Source organism: Negativicutes bacterium (assembly GCA_018052945.1).
GTDB lineage: Bacteria > Bacillota > Negativicutes > JAGPMH01 > JAGPMH01 > JAGPMH01.
Genome location: JAGPMH010000016.1, coordinates 19,850 through 36,750, shown reverse-complemented (window position 1 = coordinate 36,750; position 16,901 = coordinate 19,850). Strand labels below are relative to the sequence as shown.

The 16,901-nt window shown below is 36.7% G+C and carries 15 protein-coding genes; all 15 read left to right on the top strand.

From position 1 onward, the window contains the following. Positions 1 to 247 precede the first annotated feature (247 nt). The 15 genes from KBI38_04105 (at position 248) to KBI38_04035 (ending at position 16,897) form a co-directional block, all read left to right on the top strand. On the top strand, positions 248 to 913 hold the full coding sequence (locus tag KBI38_04105) for an amino acid ABC transporter permease (GenBank protein ID MBP8629252.1): 666 nt from the start codon (positions 248 to 250) through the stop codon (positions 911 to 913). Then, positions 900 to 1,619 (top strand): amino acid ABC transporter ATP-binding protein, encoded by a 720-nt coding sequence (locus KBI38_04100; protein MBP8629251.1) that lies wholly within the window; start codon positions 900 to 902, stop codon positions 1,617 to 1,619. The genes KBI38_04105 and KBI38_04100 overlap by 14 nt, the downstream gene beginning before the upstream one ends. Before the next feature lie 195 nt (positions 1,620 to 1,814). Then, a complete protein-coding gene (locus KBI38_04095; GenBank protein MBP8629250.1) occupies positions 1,815 to 2,015 on the top strand; it encodes a cold shock domain-containing protein in 201 nt (66 codons plus the stop codon). Between the two features lie 261 nt (positions 2,016 to 2,276). Next, positions 2,277 to 2,810, top strand: coding sequence for a ribosome-associated translation inhibitor RaiA (gene raiA / locus KBI38_04090; GenBank protein MBP8629249.1), 534 nt, complete (start codon positions 2,277 to 2,279; stop codon positions 2,808 to 2,810). A 396-nt stretch (positions 2,811 to 3,206) separates the two neighbouring features. Continuing rightward, entirely contained in the window at positions 3,207 to 5,723 is a 2,517-nt protein-coding gene (secA, locus tag KBI38_04085; protein ID MBP8629248.1) for a preprotein translocase subunit SecA, read from the top strand. An 86-nt stretch (positions 5,724 to 5,809) separates the two neighbouring features. After that, positions 5,810 to 6,911, top strand: a protein-coding gene (gene prfB, locus KBI38_04080) for a peptide chain release factor 2 (GenBank protein ID MBP8629247.1) whose coding sequence is annotated in 2 segments (ribosomal slippage) — positions 5,810 to 5,881 and positions 5,883 to 6,911 — 1,101 coding nt in all. Because the reading frame shifts where the segments join, the coding sequence is not laid out codon by codon here. Between the two features lie 13 nt (positions 6,912 to 6,924). Continuing rightward, complete coding sequence (locus KBI38_04075; protein MBP8629246.1) at positions 6,925 to 8,961, top strand: hypothetical protein; 2,037 nt, start codon at positions 6,925 to 6,927, stop codon at positions 8,959 to 8,961. Then, entirely contained in the window at positions 8,961 to 10,055 is a 1,095-nt protein-coding gene (gene csaB / locus KBI38_04070) for a polysaccharide pyruvyl transferase CsaB (GenBank protein MBP8629245.1), read from the top strand. Before KBI38_04075 ends, csaB begins: the two co-directional genes overlap by 1 nt. A 93-nt stretch (positions 10,056 to 10,148) precedes the next feature. After that, entirely contained in the window at positions 10,149 to 11,009 is an 861-nt protein-coding gene (locus KBI38_04065) for a YitT family protein (protein ID MBP8629244.1), read from the top strand. 19 nt (positions 11,010 to 11,028) lie between these two features. Continuing rightward, on the top strand, positions 11,029 to 11,862 hold the full coding sequence (locus tag KBI38_04060) for a transketolase (GenBank protein MBP8629243.1): 834 nt from the start codon (positions 11,029 to 11,031) through the stop codon (positions 11,860 to 11,862). Positions 11,863 to 11,880: 18 nt separating this feature from the next. After that, positions 11,881 to 12,816, top strand: coding sequence for a transketolase family protein (locus KBI38_04055; GenBank protein MBP8629242.1), 936 nt, complete (start codon positions 11,881 to 11,883; stop codon positions 12,814 to 12,816). 154 nt (positions 12,817 to 12,970) lie between these two features. Next, positions 12,971 to 13,657, top strand: coding sequence for a cell division ATP-binding protein FtsE (gene ftsE, locus KBI38_04050; GenBank protein ID MBP8629241.1), 687 nt, complete (start codon positions 12,971 to 12,973; stop codon positions 13,655 to 13,657). Then, complete coding sequence (gene ftsX / locus KBI38_04045) at positions 13,647 to 14,534, top strand: permease-like cell division protein FtsX (GenBank protein ID MBP8629240.1); 888 nt, start codon at positions 13,647 to 13,649, stop codon at positions 14,532 to 14,534. Before ftsE ends, ftsX begins: the two co-directional genes overlap by 11 nt. Before the next feature lie 13 nt (positions 14,535 to 14,547). Then, positions 14,548 to 15,669, top strand: coding sequence for a peptidoglycan DD-metalloendopeptidase family protein (locus tag KBI38_04040; protein MBP8629239.1), 1,122 nt, complete (start codon positions 14,548 to 14,550; stop codon positions 15,667 to 15,669). 88 nt (positions 15,670 to 15,757) lie between these two features. Beyond that, complete coding sequence (locus KBI38_04035; protein MBP8629238.1) at positions 15,758 to 16,897, top strand: S41 family peptidase; 1,140 nt, start codon at positions 15,758 to 15,760, stop codon at positions 16,895 to 16,897. The last annotated feature ends 4 nt before the right edge of the window (positions 16,898 to 16,901 follow it).

The following is a 16,901-nucleotide window of genomic DNA, read 5'->3' as shown; positions in this document are numbered from 1 at the left end:
CAACAAAATTATTATTACGAAATAATGTTATTTCCACTGTTTCGCTATTGTTTCACAAGTGTTTAACAACCGGTTCACTATTGTTCCTAATATTCTCTTGTGTTATAATTATTACATTGTTAATAAAATGGGCTTAGTAGGGCTTATTTTAGGAATGGAAAAGAAAACTATGATGTAGGTTGTGATAAAGCGTTAATTTCTTGTAATAAAAATAATCAAGTAATAAAAATAGGTAGGGTGAGTTTGAATGGATTTTAATTTTGCCTTAGTGGTAAATTCTTTTCCGCTATTATTAGAGGGCGCTTTAGTTACAATTAAAATCACAGCTTTAAGTGTGGGCTTTGGTTTACTGATTGGGTTAGTAGCTAGCATTGCGAGAATGAGTAAGTTATGGCTAGTTAAAATGTTGGCTTCGTTATATGTTGACTTTATTAGAGGAACTCCTTTGTTGGTGCAGATTTTCATAATTTATTTTGCATTGCCAATGATAACGGGAGTTAGAGTTGATCCGTTGGTTGCTGCTATTACGGCTTGTAGTATTAATAGCGGTGCTTATGTTGCGGAGATTTTTCGGGCCGGTATTGAGTCGATTGATAAAGGGCAAATGGAAGCCGGACGTTCTTTGGGAATGACATGGGGACAAACAATGTATTATATTATAGTCCCGCAAGCTTTTAAAAGAGTAATACCACCGTTGGGTAATGAATTTATTGCGATGCTAAAAGATTCTTCATTGGTTTCCGTAATTGGCTTTGAGGAATTAACCAGACGAGGACAATTGATTATTGCTAGAACATATGGTTCTTTGGAAATATGGCTGAGTGTAGCGGTTATTTATTTAGCGATGACCTTTGTTATTTCCCGCTTTGTAGCGTATTTGGAGCGGAGGTATAAAATAGATGATAAAAATTAATAATTTACATAAAAACTTTGGAAAATTAGCAGTACTAAAGGGTATTGATTTAACCGTAGCGGAAAAAGAAGTTGTTGTTATTATTGGGCCAAGTGGCTCTGGTAAAAGTACATTGTTACGCTGCATTAATTACTTAGAAAAACCAACTGATGGTGAAGTGGTTGTTGATAATATTCCACTGAATAGTGATGCCAACATTAATAAAGTTCGTGAAGAAGTTGGGATGGTGTTTCAACGCTTTAATTTATTTGGGCATATGTCTGTATTAGAAAACATTATGTTGGCACCGATGAAGGTTCGTAAAGAAACTAAGGAACAAGCAAAGCAAGAAGCGTTGAAGTTATTAGAAAAAGTTGGATTGGCTGATAAAGCAGAAGCTTATCCAGCACAATTATCAGGTGGTCAACAGCAACGGGTAGCGATTGCTCGAGCTTTGGCAATGAAACCTAAATTGATGTTGTTTGATGAACCTACTTCTGCGCTTGATCCGGAAATGGTTAATGAAGTATTGGAAGTAATGAATGCCTTGGCTAAAGAGGGCATGACTATGGTAGTAGTAACTCACGAGATGGGCTTTGCCAGAGAAGTTGGCGATAGAGTTATTTTTATGGATGAAGGTAAAATTGTGGAAGTTGGAACTCCGACAGAGATTTTCAGTAATGCTCAAGAAGAGCGAACAAAATTATTTTTATCAAAGGTGTTATAAAAAATTAGGCAAACTGTTTATGTACTTTAAGCCTGATTATACTGATGTTTTAGTGTTTTAGTAGTAAGTTCTTATATGGTAGAGATTAGTTTTCGGATAAAAAGTAAAATGTTGACAAATTTATTTATGAAGAGTATAATCTTAACTATGGTCGTTGTAAATAACGTACCAGTTTATTTCTAGGAGGAGTTTCTAATGATAGGTAAAGTTAAATGGTTTAGCGCAGAAAAAGGTTATGGATTTATCGAAAGAGAAGATGGCGGAGATGTATTCGTACATTTTTCAGCAATCCAAGATGAAGGTTTTAAGACTTTAGCTGAAGGACAAGGCGTTGAGTTTGAAATCGTTGACGGTGCTCGTGGACCTCAAGCTGCAAACGTTACAAAAACAGCTTAATAATAAAACGTAAATACCCGGCTATTATAGCCGGGTATTTTTTGTTGTTATAATAATAAAAAATATTTGGGCTTAATATGGAGGCTCTTTCAAAAACAAGGGAAATATTGTATAATGAAAATGAAATTTCAAATTAATAATTAGTTTGTTTTATAAAAAATAATATATTTTATAAAATATATTTATTGGCTAAATATTGGTAGGAATTTCAGAATAAATGGAGAATATATATAACATAGAACCAGAAAGGGGATGTAGGTTATGACAACATTCACTATTAGAGGAAAAAACATTGAAATCACACCCGCTTTAAAAGACTATGTAGAAAAAAGAGTTGGAAAGGTAAGTAAGTACTTTGACGCTGTTAGCGAAATTACTGTACTTTTGGCAGTGACTAAAGGTCGCCATATTGTTGAAGTTACAGTATCAATAAATGGTATCTTGTTACGTGGTGAAGAATCCACCATGGATATGTATACATCTATTGATTTAGTTGTTGAAAAATTAGAAAGACAAATTGAAAAACATAAAACAAAATTAGCTCGTAAGTTCCGTCAAGTAAGCTTTAAAGAAGCTGTTGTTGAAGAAATAAAAGAAGCGCCGGAAGTTGAAGATTTCCAAGTTGTGAAAACAAAACGTTTCGCGGTAAAACCAATGGATATTCAAGAAGCTATTATGCAAATGAATTTAATCAATCATGATTTCTTTGTTTTCCGTGATGCTAAAACAGAAGCGGTCAATGTAGTATATCGTCGTAAAGATGGTAAATATGGCTTGATCGATCCTGAATCTTAAGTAAATAAAATCAAAGACCTCGCCTAGCGAGGTCTTTTCTTATGAAATGGTTTTTGAACAATAGTTGAAAACGATAGGGTAACTATGGTTAAACGATTGCTGAACGATGGTGGGATAGGTTGTGAGAGGAAAAGATTTTAAACACGAAGAACACAAAGAAGTCACGAAGTTCACAAAGGGTTTTATGAAAAGTCCCTAGAGGACATTGGCATCAAGGTCGCTAAGACCGAATGTCCCTTAGTGTTCTTTGTGTAACCTTCGAGAGCTTTGTGTTAAAAATGTTTTAACCAAGAATCTCAAAACTGTTTTTGACTTATGGGTGGTTTTTTGATAAGATTTTAAAATAGGTATAATAATGCAATCGGCTAAATTTCCGATTTTGAGGAGTGAGACTTTTTGTTTGGTTTTTTAAAGAAAATTTTTGGCGATAATAACGAAAAAGAAATAAAAAGAATGATGGAATATGTGGAGAAAATCAATGAACTAGAGCCTAGCTTAGAAGGACTTAGTGATGCTTCATTAGTAGCAAAAACTGCCTACTTCAAAGAACGAATTGAAAATGGCGAAAGTTTAGAAGATATATTACCAGAAGCGTTTGCGGTAGTACGTGAGGCGTCGCGTCGTGTGTTAGGGATGCGTCATTTTGATGTGCAATTATTGGGCGGTATTTGTTTGCATGAAGGAAAAATTGCTGAAATGCGTACCGGTGAAGGTAAAACTTTAGTAGCAACGTTGCCAACTTATTTAAATGCGTTAACTGGTAATGGTGTTCATATTATTACTGTTAATGATTACTTGGCAAAACGTGATAGTGAATGGATGGGTAAACTTTATCGTTTCTTAGGGTTATCGGTAGGATTAATTGTCCATGGCTTAAGCTTCAATGAGCGAAAAGAAGCTTATAGTGCAGATATTACTTATGGTACTAATAATGAATTTGGGTTTGACTATTTGCGTGACAATATGGTTATTTACGCTGATCAAATGGTTCAACGGGAATTGAACTATGCGATTGTCGATGAGGTTGACAGTATTTTAGTAGATGAAGCGAGAACGCCACTTATTATTTCGGGGCCTGGCGATAAATCTACTGAATTATATGGCGTTGTTGCCAAAGCTATTATTCAATTAAAAGAAGGCGAAGACTATACCGTTGATGAGAAGGCGAAAGCTGTATTGCCAACAGAGTTTGGTATTGCCAAAATTGAGAAAGCGTTAAATGTTACTAATCTTTATGACCATGAAAATATAGAATTGTCACATCATTTTAACCAAGCCTTAAGAGCCAAGGCGTTAATGCATCGTGATAGAGATTATGTGGTTCGCGATGGTGAAGTTGTTATTGTTGATGAATTCACTGGTCGATTGATGTTTGGTCGCCGTTATTCTGACGGTTTACATCAAGCGATTGAAGCTAAAGAAGGGGTTAAAGTTGAGCGTGAAAGCCAAACTTTAGCGGCAATTACCTTCCAAAATTATTTTAGAATGTATGGTAAATTAGCTGGTATGACTGGTACGGCGAAAACCGAAGAAGATGAATTCTTAAAAATTTATGGGTTGCCGGTAATTGTTATTCCAACAAACAAAGAAATTGCTAGGGTTGACTTTCCTGATGTTATTTATAAAACTAAGAAAGCTAAATACAAAGCTGTTATTGAGGCCATAAAAGAAGCCAATGCGAAAGGTCAACCGGTGTTAGTAGGGACAACTTCTATTGCACAATCGGAAGAGTTAAGTATTGTTTTGAAAAAAAGTGGCATTCAGCATAATGTGCTAAATGCTAAATATCATGAGATGGAAGCACAAATTATTTCCGGTGCTGGACAAAAAGGTGCGGTGACTATTGCTACTAATATGGCTGGTCGCGGTACTGACATAGTATTAGGTGAAGGTGTAGCGGAACTGGGCGGTTTACATATTATTGGTACGGAACGTCACGAAAGTCGACGAATTGATAATCAGTTACGTGGTCGGGCTGGTCGTCAAGGTGATAATGGATCATCACGCTTCTATTTATCATTAGAAGATGATTTAATGAGATTATTCGGTTCTGATAATATTGCCTCCATTATGGATAAATTGGGGATGGATGAAAATGAACCAATTGAACATCAATTGATTACCAGATCTATTGAACAAGCACAAAAGAAAGTTGAAGGACGTAACTTTGATATTCGTAAACATGTTTTACAATATGATGATGTTATGAATCAGCAACGTGAAGTTATTTATGGTCAACGCCGTCAAATCTTAATGGGCGAGGGCTTAAAAGAAAATATTATGAGTATGATTAATCAAATGATTGATCAATATATGGATCTTTATGCTAATGAAAAACTGTATCCGGAAGATTGGGATGTGAATAGTTTAGCAGAAAGTTGTACTAATTTATTTGCACCAAAAGGACGGTTAGTGCCGGAAGAACTCGAAAAGTTCAGTCGTGATGAGCTTAAAGACGAACTTTATAGTGTAGCTAAAGAAGCTTATGATTTAAGAGAAGCAATGTTCGGTGCAGACGGTATGAGGGAACTTGAAAAAGTTGTAATGCTGAAAGTTGTCGACAATAAATGGATTGAGCATTTGGATCATATGGACATGTTGCGCGAAGGGATTACTTTACGAGCTTATGGTCAACGCGATCCATTAATTGAATATAAAATTGAAGCGTTTGATATGTTTGAGAGAATGATTGCCAACATTCAAGAAGAAATTGCCAGAACTGTGTTCCAAGTTAATATTGTGGTTCAACCGGAGGATCATTTAAAAGATGCGAAGGAAGTACATGCAGATATTAGTGCTGAAGAAGATAGCAAAAAGCCGGTTGTAAATGGCGAAACTACTGGACGTAATGATTTGTGTCCATGTGGTTCTGGTAAAAAATTTAAAAAATGTTGTGGGGCAGAAAATAAATAATTTAAACAAGGGCTCTAATCTTTTATTTTCGTAAAAGGTTAAGAGCCCCTTGCGGTAATAATTAGAAAATAGCAGGGAGTGAATTTATGCTTTTAGAAGATTTGAGAGTGCCAATTGCTAATATGCGTCAAAAGCTAGATGAAATGAGGGCTTCTCTTTGACATTGCTACACAAGAAGCAAAAATAGCGGAGCTAGAATATAAAATCAGTGAACCTGGTTTTTGGGATGAGCCTGACAAAGCCCAAGTAGTGATGCAGGAGTTAAACGGCTTTAAAGATAGTGTTAACAAATATAGTATGATTAATGATAAATATGAAGACATGAATATTTTGTGGCAAATGGGCATGGAAGATCAAGATGAAAGTGTCTATGCTGAAGTTAGTGATAATTTAAAAGAGTTAACTCAACTAATTGAGAGCTTGGAGCTAGACTTGATGTTGTCAGGAGAATACGATGCTAACAGCGCAATTTTGACACTACATGCCGGTGCCGGTGGTACGGAAGCGCAAGATTGGGTACAAATGTTATTGCGGATGTATGTGCGATATGCAGAGCGCCGTGGTTATAAAGTTGAAACCTTGGACTTTTTAGCCGGAGATGATGCCGGCGTGAAAAGCGCAACATTATTAATTTCCGGTAAAAATGCCTATGGCTATTTAAAAGCGGAAAAAGGTGTTCATCGCTTAGTAAGAATATCGCCGTTTGATTCTAATGCTAGACGGCATACTTCCTTTGCGGCGATTGATGTTATGCCGGAGATTGATGATACTGTTGAAGTTGAAATTAATATGGTTGATGTCAGAGTTGATACTTATCGGGCTAGTGGTGCTGGGGGACAGCATATCAATAAGACTGACTCGGCAGTTAGGATGACTCATCTACCGACTGGCGTGGTTGTACAGTGCCAAAGCGAACGTTCACAAATCCAAAATAGAGAAAAATGTATGCACTTGTTGCGGGCAAAGCTCTTTGAATTAGAACGACAAAGAAAAGCTGAAGCTAAAGCCGATATTGCCGGTGATTATCAGGCTATTGAGTGGGGAAGTCAAATTCGGTCATATGTATTTCACCCTTATAATATGGTTAAAGATCATCGTACTAGTGCCGAAACCGGTAACACACAAGCGGTTATGGATGGCGAGATTGATTTATTTATAGAGGCTTACTTAAAAGTCAATTTTAAATAAGGTGGAGAAGAGTTTGAGTGGATTTAAATATAATCGCTGGTTGATTGGTTTTATTATCATAGGCTTAATTTCGGCATTGGTAGTAGGCTGGCAACGTCATATAGTTGAAGAAAACAATAGTGTTGTGGAAATGGTTCTTGATTATGAAGATGCGGTGGAGTTGTCGCAATTAGAGGGTGTACCACTGGATAAGGTTTTGACAGAACTTAAAACAGCTGGAATAACTTCGTTGGCAGTATATGAAACCAGTTTGAAAAAACTAAATGAAAGCGGTAAGGTTAGTACTGTTTCCGGAGCAGCCTTATTGCAAAGTTATAATTCCGGTAGTTTGAGTGATAATAGTTGGCGAGCTCTAGTTGAACAAGGCCAAGTCAAGGTTGAAGAAATTTATGTAACCGGGAAAGATTACAACACTTTACAAGAAGTAAAGGCTGATTTGATCAGACGGTTGAGTTTAGAGCGAGTAAATAGTCTTAACATTAACGGTAAAGAAGTGTTAGCGGTTAAGGCAAATTATGAGAAGGCTATTAAATGGAATTTGGGCTTGTCAACGGAAGAGCTAAACAAGGTTGAAAATGCCGGATTTTATATTGTGGCAAGACCAAGTAATTATAGTAAGGTTCAAGCCGATGATATTGAATATGTTTTTGGCAAGATGGCCGGACATAATATTTCGACAGTGATATTTTCCGGGGATGAAGTTTTAGGACAACCTAAATTGTTAAATGAGACTGCACTTAAGTTCAAAGCAGCAAATTATACGCTAGGAATGGTTGAGCATCCGCAACAATTACAATTTTTAAAACAAGATGGCTTGTTAGAATTAGCGGAAAAAGTTGACTATTTAGCAGCTCGCGTTTATGTTATTCCCAAAGATGAGCAACGTAAAATGAGTATTGATGACGCTTTAGAGCGCTGGTTAAATACTGATCAGGAACGTAATATTAGGGTTAATTTAATGCGAAGCTTTGAAGAAGCAAAAACTGGAATGAGCTTATTAGAAACTAATCTAACTTACTTTAAAGGTGTGCATGATAAATTAGTGGAAAATGGTTTTGTGGTGGATAGAGCCGGCACTTATCAATATTATTTTCCTAATAAATTATTATTAATTTTAATGTGCTTGGGTGTTAGTGCAGCGGGAGTGTTATATTTAACATTACTAAAACCATTTGATCCGAAGTATCAATATATGATAATGTTTTTTGTTGCTGCAATCCTAGCAATACCGATTGTTATGGGGCAAGGCAATTTTGCGCGTAGTATGGCAGCGTTAGCAGCCGCTAATTTATTTCCGGTTTTGGCAATGACTTATCAAATGGATAAGTGGAAAGCATCGAAAATTCAAAGCTCACTAAAAAAGATAATGGTATTGGCGTTAAGTGGTATTATGATTACTGGTGCATTATCATTTATTGGCGGTTTTTATGTGGGGGCATTATTAGGCGATATCAAATATTTGCTGGAAGTAAATATGTATCGTGGAGTAAAAGTAACGTTTGTTTTACCATTAATATTAGTAACTTTTAGTTATTTAGTAAGATTTAATTTGTTTGATGGTGAAGATTATAAAGGCAATGCGATAGCGCAAATAAAAAAAGTATTAAATTATCCGATTTATGTAAAAAGCTTAGTTGCCTTTGCTTTTGTTGCTTTGGCTGGTCTGATTTTTGTCGGACGCTCCGGGCATACTTATGGCGTACCGGTACCGGCAGCAGAACTTAAATTTAGAGCATTTTTAGAACAATTACTATATGCTAGACCAAGATCGAAAGAATTGTTAATTGGTCATCCTGCTTTTATGTTGGCAGTTATGGCTTTTTATCGAAAATGGCCTAATTTATTATTTTATACCTTAGTAATTGTTGCAACCATTGGTCAAGGTTCGTTAGTTGAAACTTTTGCACATATTAGAACACCAATTTTCATGTCGTTCATGCGAGGATTAGGTGGAATAATTTTAGGTGCGGGGATTGGTTTAATAGCTTTGTTAGGTGCTCATGTTTTATATAATGCGTGTTCCTTTATTAGGAAGGAGCAACAACGATAATGAGTAAAATTGTTATTTCGGGTTACTATGGGTTTAAAAACGCTGGTGATGAAGCAATGTTGGCAGCAATGATTGAAGTTTTGAGTAAACTTGATGACTCTTTGCACATAACTGTAATTTCCGGTGATCCGCAAGATACAATTAAACGTCATGGGGTTAGGGCGGTTTATTGGTTAAATTATTATGATATTGCCAAAGCGATAAAAAATAGTGATTTAGTAATCAGTGGTGGCGGTAGCTTATTACAGGATGTGACAAGCGCCAGAAGTTTATATTATTATATTAGTATCATGGTGTTAGGAAAAATGTTAGGAAAACCGGTGATGCTCTATGCCCAAGGGATTGGGCCGATAACCGGTAAAAGAGCCAAACAAATCATGAAACTGATGGGGAATAAAGTGGATTTGATAACGGTTCGTGATGAAGGCTCGGTGGAAGAATTAGCGGAACTGGGGATTACGAAAACGCCGATTTATTGTACAGCGGATGCGGTCTTAGCCATTGAAAAAGTTGATAAAACTGTTGGTCAAAAGATTTTGGCTAAATATAATATTTTGAATGAACCGGTAATTGGTATTTCGGTGAGGGAATGGTACGAATGGGATCATTATAAAGAGGTCTTAGCAAAAGTTGCCGATGAAATTAATGTTCAACTGGGAGCTAAGGTTGTGTTTATTCCAATGCAATATCCGGAAGATGTTAAAGCTGCAGAAAAAATAGCGCAAAAAATGCAAAAAGATGTTATTATTTTAAATGAAGAATATAATACTAGTGAGCTGTTATCAATTGTCGGTAATTTAGATTTATTGATGGGAATAAGGCTCCACGCGCTTATTTTTGCCGGAGTAATGGGGGTTCCAATGATTGGGATATCTTATGATCCGAAGATTGACAGATTTTTAGAATCGATTGGCGAAGAAAGTACAGGGTGCTTACTAAGTCTAAAACCGGATAAAGTTATAGAACAAATCAAGTTAAAATGGCAGGAAAAGCAAACTGAGAAGAAAGATGAAGTTTTGCTACAAAAGCTTAAGAAAGCGGCATTTTCTAATGCAGAATTAGCACTTGGTTTAATTAATAAGCAGCTGAAATAAAAAATATAACCGGTGATTTTGCGGATTCAGGTGGCGAGGCTATCTGAATCCGTCTTCTGTAATGAAGTATTTTATAATGGTTAGAGGTTTGATATGCAAAAAAAGATAAGACGGTATCTGGGGATGACAATTGGGATTGCCATAGTTGCAATTGGCATTAATATGTTTTTTGTGCCTAACAAAATAGCGGCTGGCGGTATCACAGGTTTGGCAACGGTGTTGCATTATTTATCCGGGTTATCAGTTGGTAGCTTAATGTTGATTTTTAACGTGCCGTTGTTTATTATAGGAATAAAGATTCTTGGTGCTAAATATGGGCTGAAGACTTTATATGGAGCGATTGCCTTAGCGGTATTGGTCGATGTATTTGCACCATATACGCCAACTTTGACTCATGATATTTTGCTTAATTCAATTTATGGTGGGTTGTTAGTTGGTGTTGGGATGGGGTTGGTCTTCCGCTTTCGTGGTAATACAGCCGGTACGGCCTTGGCGGCAGCAATATTACACAAGATTTTTAATATTACAGTCGGTCAAGCGTTATTAATTTTAGATTTTTTTGTGGTGGCATTTGCGGGGATTGTATTCAAAAGTCCGGAATTGGCATTGTATGCTATTATCGCAATTTTTGTTACTGCTAAAATAATAGATTTAGTGCAAGAAGGCCCGAATAATAGTAAAGCGTTTTTTATTATGGCAGCAGAGCCGGAGCTTTTGGCTGAGGGAATTTTAAAGGAAGTTGATAGGGGCGTTACTTTTTTACAAGGCAAGGGTGGCTATACCGGTCAAGACCGAGAATTGTTGCTGTGTGTGGTAGAAACAAGTGAAGTCACTCAACTAAAAGAATTAATTTATCAGCATGATCCACAAGCGTTTATTATTGTAACGGATGCTCAAGAAGTATTGGGAGAAGGTTTCAGCAGTAAGCCACGTCCTAGACTGATGAAAGAATAGAAGGAGAGGCTAAAACCAGATGAGTGAAAAAATAACAACAGAAAAAATCTGTCAATTGCAAGGCGTTGCAAAGACAATCCGCAAAAATATTGTCAAAATGATAACAGAGGCGAATTCGGGACATCCCGGCGGATCGTTATCAGCTACTGATATTTTAGTGTATTTATATTTTAATGAGATGAATGTTGATTCTAGCAATCCGCAAAAAGCTGATCGTGATCGTTTTGTCTTATGTAAAGGTCATGCCGCACCGGTACTGTATGCGACCTTAGCGGAAAAAGGCTTTTTCCCCAAGGAAGAGCTAATGACGTTAAGACAAATTAATAGTAGAGTACAAGGTCATCCTAGCATGAAAGATTTACCGGGGATTGATATGTCTACGGGTTCACTAGGACAAGGCTTAAGTGCAGCTAATGGGATGGCGCTTGCTAGTAAAATCGATGGTACCGACAACAGAATTTTTGCGGTACTAGGTGATGGTGAATTGGAAGAAGGAATGGTATGGGAAGCGGCAATGTTTGCCAGTCATTATAAATTAGATAATGTGACAGCGTTTGTTGATTTTAATGGTTTACAAATTGATGGAGCAATTTCTGATGTTATGTCACCATTACCAATTCCGGAAAAATGGGCTGCATTTGGGTGGAATGTTCTTGTGATTGATGGGCATGATTTTACACAAATTGCTGAAGCGGTAGCGGCAGCGAAAGCTTGCAAAGGCAAACCGACGATGATTGTTGCTAATACGGTAAAAGGTAAAGGTGTTGGCAAAATGGAAAATGTTGCCGGATGGCATGGCAAAGCGCCAAGTGCTGAAGAATGTGCAATGTTCTTAGATGATTTAGATAAATAAGATGAGGTGTTAAAGAAGATGGGAATAGCAACACGTGAGGCTTATGGTAAAGCGTTAGCTGCCGTTGGCGGAAAAAATAATAAGGTCATTGTTTTAGATGCGGATTTATCAAAATCAACTAAAACAGAGGTTTTTGGTAAGGCTTATCCGGAAAGATTTTTTAATGTCGGGATTGCTGAACAAAATATGATGGGAACAGCAGCTGGTCTAGCCGCTGCCGGTAAAATTCCGTTTGTGTCGACTTTTGCAGTATTTGCTACTGGTCGTGCTTTTGAGCAAATTCGTAATTCGATTTGTTATCCTAAATTGAATGTTAAAATTGCGGCAACTCATGCTGGGTTAACAGTTGGTGAAGATGGTGCTAGCCATCAATCGATAGAAGATATTTCGTTAATGCGGACATTGCCGAATATGACGGTAATTGTACCGGCGGATGGGATTGAAACTGAGAAAGTTATTGAATTTGCTGCTGAGTATAAAGGACCATGTTATATTAGATTAGGCCGCTCTAGTGTACCGGATTTATTTAGTGCTGATTATAAATTTGAATTAGGCAAAGCTGTAACGGTGCAAGAAGGAACTGATGTTACTATTATCGCTACGGGCATTATGGTGGCGGAAGCGAAAGTAGCGGCAGAAACTTTGGCTCAAGAGGGGATTTCAGCTAGAGTTTTAAATATTCATACTATTAAACCGATTGATGTTAATGCTATTGTTAAAGCGGCACAAGAAACAGGGTGTATTGTAACTTGCGAAGAGCATAGCATTATTGGCGGATTAGGTAGTGCTGTGGCTGAAGTATTAGTGGAAAATAATCCTGTACCGATGTTACGGTTAGGGGTGAATGATACTTTTGGTGAATCTGGTAAGCCGAACGATTTGTTGAAAAAGTACAAACTTACTAGCAATGACATTGTCTTAAAAGTTAAAGAAGTTATGGCTAAGAAAAAATAGATAAAAACAATTATTAAAAAATAATATCAATAAAAATCGCTTAATATGATATAATCATTATTAAGCGATTTTATTTTGGAAAATAAAAAGGTATTTTAGCATAGTATGTCAAAATAAATAAATTTAGCAGTGATAATAGGAGGTACAGTTAGTTTTGATTAGTATGAGAAATGTTTCAAAATGTTATCCTAATGGCTCTAATGCCTTAGAAAATGTTAACATTGAAATAAAAAAAGGCGAATTTGTGTTCGTGGTAGGGCCAAGCGGAGCGGGGAAATCAACTTTTATTAAGATGATTTTTCGTGAGGAATTACCATCAGAAGGTAGCTTAGTGGTTAATGGACGCAATGTTACGGAAATGACCTTAAAAGATGTGCCGTACTTAAGACGTGGTCTAGGAATAATCTTTCAAGATTATCGGTTGCTGCAAGATAAAACAGTGTATGAAAATGTAGCTTTTGCGATGCAAGTCGTAGAAGCGCCACGACGCGAAATGCAAAAGCGCGTTAATACTGTGCTGGATTTGGTGGGGCTAAAAGATAAGGTTAAAAGTTTTCCAACTCAATTATCCGGTGGTGAGCAACAACGTGTTGCTATCGCTAGGGCGATTGTTAATAACCCGATGGTGGTTATTGCGGATGAACCGACGGGCAATCTTGATCCAGAGACCTCTTGGGATATTATGAAAATCTTTGATCGGATTAACAAAGATGGTACGACTATTGTTATGGCTACGCATGATAAAAGTATTGTTGACACTATGAAAAAAAGGGTTATTGCGATTGAAAATGGCCGTATAATTCGTGACGAAGCGAGAGGGGTATACGGTTATGAAGATTAGAACCTTAGAATATTTTGTAAAAGAAGCGGCTATTTCGCTGAAAAGAAACAACTTAATGAGTTTTGCATCAATTACGACGGTGGCTATTTCCTTGGTGATTTTGGGGCTGTTTTTAATAATGGTTATGAACTTAAATAATATGGCAGCTCATTTAGAATCACAAGTACAAATAAATGTTTATTTGGAAGATAATTTATCCGAAGCAGAACGGTATGAAATTGGTAATAACATAAAAAAAATCAAAGGTGTTGAAGAAATTACCTTTGTTACTAAAGATGAAGCAATTGAAAGATTTAGAGAACGATTAGGTGAACAAAAATATTTACTGGATGCGTTAGATGATGCTAATCCGTTGCCATACTCTTACGAAGTAAAGTTGACTCTGCCGGAACAAGTTAAAAGTGCAGCAGCTGAGATTGCTGAATATCCGGGAGTAAAAACTGCTAAATTTGGTCAAGAGGCAATTGAACAATTATTTAAGCTTACTCATATGATCAGGGTATTTGGAGTAGTATTAATTCTCTTTTTAGTATTTGCGACATTATTTATAATTTCCAATACCATTAGATTGACGGTGTTTGCTAGACGCAAAGAAATTGGTATTATGAAGTATGTTGGAGCTACTGATTGGTTTATTCGTTGGCCTTTTATTATGGAAGGAATGGCGTTAGGCTTTGGGGGCGCGTTAATAGCAACCTTAGTATTACGTACTAGCTATAGTGCCATTACGAATCAAATATATCAATCATTTATGTTTTTACCATTGATACCGCAATATCCATTTTTAACTAATTTAACGATATTGCTGATTGTTTTAGGAATGATAATAGGAGCATTAGGTAGTGCTATTTCTCTTAAAAAATTCATGAAAGTTTAGTAGGTGTCAGATAATGATAAAAAACAAAAAAGTTTGGGCATTAGCGTTATCGTTAGGCTTTACGGTTGTTACTAATCTTACGGTCTTAGCGAACTCTTTAGAGAGCAGACTTAGCACTGTTCAAGATCAAGCGCAAAGCCAAAAAAGTAAAATAGCCAAAGCGCAACAAGAAGTTGACTCTATTTCAGAACAATTGCGGAATATTCAAATGGAGCTGGATGCAGCGACTAATGAATATAAAGCTATTAAGGTGAAATTGGGTGAGACTGAGCAAAAAATTGAAGAAAATGAAATTATTTTGGCAAAAGCACAGAAATCATTTGATAAGCGTAAAGTTGTGTTAAATAAACGGTTGTGTGATGTTTATGAAAATGGGCAGCTTAGTTATGTTGATGTTTTATTAGGTGCTAATGATTTTAATGATTTAATCAGTCGCATGGACTTATTAACGATGATTATGAAGCATGATGTTAATTTATTTAGTGAAATCAAAGCTGAGCGTGAATTGATTTTAAATAAAAAAGCTGAGCTGGAAAATGACAAACAAGCTATCCAAGTATTAGAGCAAGCAGCTGAAGAGAAAAAAGCGGTAGTTGAATTGAGAAAACAAGAACGTAAAGAATTATTGGATAATGCGGTTAGTGAGCGTGATAGTGCTGAACAAGCTTATCAAGAACTATTGCAAACTTCGCGACAAATCGAGCAGATGATCAGAGCCAGTCAAGGCCATACCAGTGGTGCAGTACAGTCGACCGGCCGGATGATTTGGCCATTGAATGGACCGATAACATCACCATATGGTTGGCGAACTCATCCGATTTTTGGAACAGCCAGATATCATAGCGGGATTGATATTGGCGCTGATTATGGTGAAAATATTAGTGCTGCCGATAGTGGAACCGTTATTTTTGCAGGCTGGATGGGTGGCTATGGCTACGCTGTTATTATTGATCATGGTGGTGGAATTTCCAGTTTATATGGTCATAATTCAGAGCTGACAGTTAGCGAAGGACAACAAGTTCGTCAAGGTCAAGTAATTGCTTTAGCCGGTTCTACCGGGTATTCTACCGGACCACATTGTCATTTTGAAGTTAGACAAAATGGTGAACCGGTTGATCCGAGTGGATATTTATAGAAAATATTAATTAAATTAATGAGCGCATTAGAAACGTTGCATTTGCATGTTCTTAATGCGCTTTTTTAAAACCAAAAGAGGTGTAGTGGTGAGTTTTAAAAAGAACATTTTTAAAATAATAGTTATTATTGCGGTGACGGTATTCGTGGTATTAAATGGCTTATATTTTGGGTTGGGTTTTAATAAAGTTGGTGTGGTAAATACTATTAAAATATTGGGTATTTACAGCTTAATTAATAAAAGTTATGTTAATGATGTTGTAAGTGATAAATTAGTGGCTGGTATGATTAAAGGAATGGTGGAGTCGCTAGGGGATGAACACTCGATTTATCTTGATAAGAAAATGTATCAGGAAATGTTAATGAAAACGGAAGGCTATTTTGGTGGTGTGGGGATAGTCTTAGGGGTTAAGGATAAAGATTTAACGGTAGTAGCACCAATTGAAGATACTCCGGGATTTTTGGCAGGGATAAAGCCCGGCGATATTATTGTAGCAATTGATCAGATTAATGTTAAAGAGCTTTCATTGGAAGAAGCGGTGAATAAAATTCGCGGAGCGCAAGGAAGTACGGTAGTGCTTTCAATCAAACGTGCGGAAGAAATAAAAGATTATATTTTAATTAGATCTAATATTGAAATTAAAACCGTAAAAGGAGAAATTCTTGATAATAATGTTGGTTATATCAGAATTGCGATGTTTAGTGAGAAAACGGCTACTGAGCTTAATAAGGTTTATCAAGAACTTATTAATAAAGGGGCGACTGCCTTTGTTTTGGATTTACGCAGTAATCCCGGGGGATTATTGCAGGCTAGCGTAGCAGCGGCAAATTTATTTGTGCCACAAGGACCGGTAGTATCGGTAGTGCATAAAGATGGTAGTAAGGAAGTTTATTCCTCTAATTTAGCTAGTATCAATTACCCGTTAGCAGTATTGATAAATGGGGGGAGCGCCAGTGCCGCCGAAATTTTGGCCGGAGCTATTAAAGATACTAATGCCGGAACTTTGGTCGGAACAAAATCTTATGGTAAAGGGTCGGTGCAAGGGGTTATTCCTATCGGTAATGCTGAAGCTATTAAATTAACTATTGCTAAATATTATACTCCTAGCAATGTCTCAATTGATGGAGTTGGCATAGAGCCGAATATTATTGTAGAGTTACCGAAAGATGCTAAAACGGATGTACAACTGGCTAAAGCTTTGGCAGTGGTGAAAAATAAGAATAGCTAATTTA